This window comes from Deltaproteobacteria bacterium, assembly GCA_016875225.1.
GTDB lineage: Bacteria > Myxococcota_A > UBA9160 > SZUA-336 > SZUA-336 > VGRW01.
Map to the genome: position 1 here is coordinate 1 of VGRW01000133.1, position 5,727 is coordinate 5,727.

The following is a 5,727-nucleotide window of genomic DNA, read 5'->3' on the forward strand; positions in this document are numbered from 1 at the left end:
TTTAATGCTGCTCGGAAGGGGGCCCTTCGTCGTGCCCGATGCAGCCGGAGTGGACACGTATCAGCTGCGATTGATCTGGCTGGGCGTCGTCCCGTTCGCGCAGGCCTGGTCACCCGACGCGGCCGGGCCGCCGACCTGGCGATTGTCCTTCCTCGATGGGCCGGGAGCGAGCCTCGAGATCGACGAGAAGCGCCTGTCGCTCCCGGGCGGTCGCGCGATCCTGATCCCGCCGGGCTCGACAGCTGCGAATCCCGAAGGCGACGTCCCGGAGCTCCTGATTCAGTTCCAGCTGCGGCTGGCGGCGCTCGAGCATGCGGCCGCGCTCGGCTCGGAGCCGATCGTGCTGCCGCCCGACGAGCTTCGCGACCGTCTCTGCGGTCGACTCCGCCGCGATCTCGAGGCGAGCTCGGCGACCAGCGCGGCGACCTGCTCGCGCGCGAAGGCGCTGGTGAACCTCTCGGTGGCCGCCGCCTTCGACCTGCGCCGCGACGTTCTCGACGACGCTGAGCGGGACGACGACGCGGAGCGGCAGCTCCGGCCGCTGCTCCGCTACATCGACGAGCACCTCGAGGAGCCGCTCGACAACGCCCGCCTCGCAGCGTTCGTGCACGCGAGCGAGTCGCACTTCATCCGCATGTTCCGGCGCGTGGTCGGCTGCACTCCCGCCCGGCTGGTCCAGGAGCGGCGCGTTCAACAAGCCGCCGAGCTGCTCTCGCAGACGAACTTGACGATCGACGAGATCGCGGAGCGCTGCGGCTTCGCGAACCGCTTCCACTTCTCGCGCGTGTTCGCGCAACGCATGGTCGAGCCGCCGGGCCGCTACCGCGCCTCGCACGGGCGGCGGCCTGGCGCCGGAATCGAGACCGGCAACCCGGGCGCATCCGAGTCCGGAATCGCGCGCTGATCCACGCGGCGGTCGCCCGGCCGCGACCCTGCTCGACCGGTCGAGGCCTTCGCGATAGAGCGTTAACGGACACAAATCGGGCGGAGATCGGCATAGGCTTTCGGGAACGGTCGCGCGTAGCATTCCGGCTACAGTGTTACCCGAAGGCCACTCGGAGGGAGTGACGCAAGGTTCCACTGCGGACGACACGCCACGCGGTAGCTAGCGACCACGGGGCATTTGGGAGGGAAGACGAGAATGAAACGCATCCTTGGAACGGTCGTCGCAAAAACGGGCGTGCTGGCCTTCAGCTCGTCCGCTCTGGCGGCGCTGGTCGTTTTCGATGTTTCTGGTGACGTTGGCTACTGGTCGAGGAGCACGGACGCGAACGCCTCGATTCCGGGTTCGCCCGAGAACGGCGGTCCATGCCCGACCGGCATGAGCACGCCGGTTGCGGGCGGCTGCTTCCGGTACTCATTCCAGCCCGGTAGCTCGCTGACGGTCGACATCACGGGCTCGGCCGTGACGCTGATGGGTGGCACGCTGGTGATGGACACCGCTACGCCGCTGGTGTTCGGCACCATCCTGCTCACCTCGCACTCGGTGACGAACCTGTTCGGCGGCGCCACCGGTACTCTGGTGGGTGACGACATCCTGTGGTCGACCGCGGCCAGCTGGAACCAGGATCCGTACCCGACGAGCTGGATCAACTGCACGGGTCCGAACTGCTCGCTGATCTCGCATCCGGGGTTTCCGATCCCGATCCAGCCGTACCTGAGCGCGATCACCAACTCGACGCTGGCGAGCCAGCTCGAGCTCGGCGTTTGGCGGCTGAACGGTGCCCACACCGACATCGCGGCCAGCTCGGTCGCGGTGGCCTCTTGGTCGAACGTGGTCGAGGACCCGAATCGGCGCCAGTCAGGGTGGACCTTCGGCAGCAGCGTGATCGTTCCGGAGCCGGGTTCGGCAGCGCTCGTGCTGCTCGGCTTGGGTGCTCTCGCTCTGCGCTCGCGCAAGGCCTGATCGCGTCCCAACGGACGAATCTCGAAATTGGAGACGGGGGTGGCGGGAATCGCCACCCCCGTTTTCCTGTGTCTGGAAACCGCGACCGCGCCTGCTCCGTATAAGGATCATCCGGAGGGGAGCGCGCGAATGCTGATCCGCACGAATTTCCTGGGAGAGCTGCCGGAGCGCGACGCGACCGACCCGACGCTCTACCTGCGGCGACGCGAGCTCATCCGCACCGCGGCGGTCGCAGCGGGTCTCCTGCTGCTGCCCGGCTGCGGGCGAGCGGAGGGCGACGGCACGGCACGCCCGGCGGATTCGCCGGACGGCTTCTCTACCGACGAGCCGCAGACGCCGTTCGAGGATGCCGCGAGCTACAACAACTTCTACGAGCTCGGCACCGACAAGGGAGACCCGGCCGAGAACGCGGGAGCGCTGGTCACGCGGCCCTGGTCCGTCTCGATCGAGGGAGAGGTGGCCAAGCCTGGCAACGTCTCGCTCGAGCAGCTCCTGGCCGCGACGCCGCTGGTCGAGCGGATCTATCGGCTGCGCTGCGTCGAGGCCTGGTCGATGGTGATCCCGTGGCGCGGGCTGCCGCTCCGCGAGGTGCTCGCCCGCTTCGAGCCGACGTCGCGCGCAAAGTACGTCGCGTTCCGCACGCTTCACGACCCGGCCCGAATGCCCGGCCAGCGCCGCCCGGTGCTCGACTGGCCCTACCGCGAGGGCCTGCGCATCGACGAGGCGATGCACCCTCTCACGCTGCTGGCCACCGGAATGTACGGCCGCGACCTGCCAGGGCAGAACGGCGCACCGCTCCGGCTGGTCGTGCCGTGGAAGTACGGCTTCAAGAGCATCAAGTCGATCGTCTCGATCCGCCTGCAGGAGACGCAGCCGCAGACGAGCTGGAACCTGGCGGCTCCGAACGAGTACGGCTTCTACTCGAACGTGAATCCCGAGGTCGACCATCCGCGCTGGAGCCAGAAGCGCGAGAGGCGCATCGGCGACTTCCGCCGCAGGCGCACGCTTCCGTTCAACGGCTACGCCGAGCAGGTGGCGCAGCTCTACGCCGGAATGGACCTTCGCGCGAACTTCTGAGCGCGGGATGGGGGGATTGCGCGAAGGATCGGAGCGGTTCGCGCGGCTTTGCGGGCAGGGGGCTGTGGTTGCGCTCACTCTACTGCCTCTCGCCTGGCTCGGCCTCTCCGCGCTTCGCGGGACGCTGGGCGCGAACCCCGTCGAGACGCTCGAGCACACGACCGGGAACTGGACGCTGCGGCTCCTGCTCGCATCGCTCGCGGTCACACCGGTGCGCCGCGCGCTCGGCTGGTCCTGGCTCGCCCCGTACCGCCGCACGCTCGGGCTCGCGGCCTTCGGCTACTGCACGGTCCATCTGCTGAGCTACGCGCTGGTCGATCTCTGGGGCGCGTGGGACACGCTGGTCGAGGACGTGCTCGAGCGGCCGTACGTGAGCGCGGGCCTCACGGGATTTGTCTTGCTGCTCCCGCTCGCGATCACCTCCACGCGCGGCTGGCAGCGCCGGCTCGGCCGGAGCTGGGTCCGCCTGCACCGTCTGGTGTACGCCGCGGGGATTGCGGGCTGCTTGCACTTCCTGTGGCTGGTGAAGGCGGATCTTCGCGAGCCGCTCGTCCATACTGGAATTCTCGCCGCGCTTCTCGGCGCGCGACTTCTGCCTCGGCTTCGGCGGGCGCTCCGGGTCTAGCTCGCCGCCGAGACGAAGGCGCGGAAAAGCGAATCCGCGAGCGCGTCCGCGTCGGTCTCGGGGTGCCACTGCACCCCCAGGCAGAAGGCGCCGTCCGGGCGTTCGATCGCCTCGATCACGCCGTCCGAAGCTCGCGCGCAGACGCGCAGGCGCGGGCCCGCGTCCGACACCGCTTGGTGATGCCGGCTGCCGACGCGCGCTTCTGCTTGCCCGGCAATGGCTGCGAGTCGCGAGCCCGGCTCGATCCGGATCTCGTGTCGCCCTTCGAGCTCGGGCAGGCGGTGCGGACCGGCGCCCGGCACGTCGCTCGCGATGTCGTGGTGAAGCGCGCCGGCGAACGCGAGCGCGAGCAGCTGCATGCCGTAGCAGATGCCGAGCACCGGCAGGCCACGGCCGAGCGCCGCCTCGAGCAGCGCGCGATCGAACTCGAGCTGCGCGGCGGGGACGAGGTCGAACGAGACGTGCGGAGGGTAGGGCCGGGCGGGCGCGAGATCGCCGCCGCCCGGAACGAGGAGCGCGTCGACGCGCGATACGAGCGCGGACGCGCCGGGCTGCTCGGGCAGGTAGAGCGGAATCCCGCCCGCGCGCGAGATCGCGGCCGCGTACGCGGCGTGGACGTAGTGGTAGGTTCGCCCGGGTCGGAAGCGGCCGCGATCGTCCTGGCAGATCGGGATGCCCACGCTCGGCTGCACGCGCGCATCATAGCCGGCGCCCCGCGGTATGCTCCCGTCGTGGACGATTCGACCCCGCGCCTCCCGCGGCTGGCCTGAGCGTGGCGCCGCGCGGCCTTCTGGTTTCGGAGCGCTTCCTCGCGCGAAATGCCGACGCGCTCGACGCGGCCGCGCGCGAGGGGGGACTGGAACTCGAGCGCATCGTCGTCGGCGAAGACCCCGAGGCGCGAATCGACGCCGCCCGCTGCGCCCGGATCGAGCTGGCGTACTTCTCTGGCGATCTCTTCCCGGATCGATCGCGCGCATTCTTCGCCGCGGCCTTCGCAGCAAGGAATCTGCGCTGGCTGCAGGTCTTCAACGCAGGCGTCGATCACCCCGTGTTCCAGCGCTTCGTCGAAAGCGGCGTCCGGCTGACGACCGCCGCGGGAGCCTCGGCGGTTCCGATCGCCCAGACCGCGATCGCCGGGCTGCTGATGCTCGCGCGCGGGTTCCCGCACTGGCTCGACGCGCAGCGCAGGCGCTCCTGGGAGCCGATCGTCGAGCCGAACGTTCCGGCGGACGTCTCCGGACAGACGCTGCTCGTCTTGGGCGTCGGCGGGATCGGAATCGAGATCGCGCGGCTCGGACACGCGCTCGGCATGCGCGTGATCGGCGTGCGACGGCGCCCGCTCGAAGCGGGCGACCCCGTCGACGAGCTCCATCCGCCCGCACGGCTGCGCGAGCTGCTTCCGCGCGCGGACTGGCTGGCGCTGGCGTGCCCGCTAAGCGACGAGACTCGCGGGGTGATCGACGCGGAGGCGCTCGCGCTGCTGCCGCGCGGCGCCCGCGTGCTGAACGTCGCGCGCGGCGGAATCGTGGACGAGCGCGCGCTGATAGCGGCGCTGAGAGGCGGCCACGTCGCGGGCGCGTATCTCGACGTCTTCGCCGAGGAGCCGCTTCCCGCCGACTCACCGCTCTGGACGCTCCCGAACGTGATCGCGACGCCGCACAACTCGTCGGTCTCGCGCGGAAACGAGGCGCGCCGGAATCGGATCTTCCTGCGCAACCTGGTGCGATTCGGCCGTGGCGAGGCGCTCTCGAACGAAGTGCGCGCCGGATCCGCTAGCGTCCCCTGAACAGATCCGCCGCCTTCGCGTCGAGCGTCGCCGGGCGCGCGCGCGTTCGCGCCCAGTCGCGCAGCTCCTTGATCCGCTCCTCGTAGGTCTCGTAGAGCGGAACGGTCTCGGTGATCGCGTTGGCCAGGTCGTTCCACGAGAGATCGCGGTTCTCGGTGAACGCCGTGTAGAGCCCCGCGCTCACCACCTGCTCGAGCTCGCTGCCGGAGAGCCGCGCGGCCTGCGTCGCGAGCTCCTCGAGGTCGAACTGCAGCGGATCACGGCTGCGCCCGCGCAGGTGGATCGCCAGGATCTCGACGCGCTCCGCATGGGTCGGCAGATCGACGAAGAACA

General features: G+C 70.1%; 6 protein-coding genes. 5 read left to right on the forward strand and 1 reads right to left on the reverse strand.

Going from position 1 to position 5,727, the window contains the following annotated elements:
- From FJ108_17700 to FJ108_17715, 4 genes are all read left to right on the forward strand, one after another.
- Window positions 1–904 (forward strand): helix-turn-helix domain-containing protein (locus FJ108_17700; GenBank protein ID MBM4337725.1); only part of this gene is annotated, 904 nt, incomplete at its 5' end.
- Between the two features lie 237 nt (window positions 905–1,141).
- On the forward strand, window positions 1,142–1,906 hold the full coding sequence (locus tag FJ108_17705) for a PEP-CTERM sorting domain-containing protein (GenBank protein MBM4337726.1): 765 nt from the start codon (window positions 1,142–1,144) through the stop codon (window positions 1,904–1,906).
- A gap of 129 nt (window positions 1,907–2,035) precedes the next feature.
- Window positions 2,036–2,983: a protein-methionine-sulfoxide reductase catalytic subunit MsrP gene (gene msrP, locus FJ108_17710; protein MBM4337727.1), complete on the forward strand. Its 948-nt coding sequence runs from the start codon at window positions 2,036–2,038 to the stop codon at window positions 2,981–2,983.
- Window positions 2,984–2,990: 7 nt separating this feature from the next.
- A complete protein-coding gene (locus FJ108_17715; protein MBM4337728.1) occupies window positions 2,991–3,608 on the forward strand; it encodes a sulfoxide reductase heme-binding subunit YedZ in 618 nt (205 codons plus the stop codon).
- On the opposite strand, the gene FJ108_17720 is transcribed toward FJ108_17715, so the two are convergent.
- Complete coding sequence (locus tag FJ108_17720) at window positions 3,605–4,585, reverse strand: gamma-glutamyl-gamma-aminobutyrate hydrolase family protein (protein ID MBM4337729.1); 981 nt, start codon at window positions 4,583–4,585, stop codon at window positions 3,605–3,607. The genes FJ108_17715 and FJ108_17720 overlap by 4 nt on opposite strands.
- Between FJ108_17720 and FJ108_17725 the strand changes: the two genes are divergently transcribed.
- Complete coding sequence (locus FJ108_17725) at window positions 4,375–5,394, forward strand: D-2-hydroxyacid dehydrogenase (GenBank protein ID MBM4337730.1); 1,020 nt, start codon at window positions 4,375–4,377, stop codon at window positions 5,392–5,394. The genes FJ108_17720 and FJ108_17725 overlap by 211 nt on opposite strands.
- Window positions 5,395–5,727 lie beyond the last annotated feature (333 nt).

Excerpts from the sequence above, each read along its gene's own strand:
- FJ108_17705 (MBM4337726.1), top strand. The coding sequence starts at position 1,142 with ATGAAACGCATCCTTGGAACGGTCGTCGCAAAAACGGGCGTGCTGGCC.
- msrP (MBM4337727.1), top strand. The coding sequence starts at position 2,036 with ATGCTGATCCGCACGAATTTCCTGGGAGAGCTGCCGGAGCGCGACGCG.
- FJ108_17715 (MBM4337728.1), top strand. The coding sequence starts at position 2,991 with ATGGGGGGATTGCGCGAAGGATCGGAGCGGTTCGCGCGGCTTTGCGGG.
- FJ108_17720 (MBM4337729.1), bottom strand. The coding sequence starts at position 4,585 with ATGCGCGCGATCGATCCGGGAAGAGATCGCCAGAGAAGTACGCCAGCT.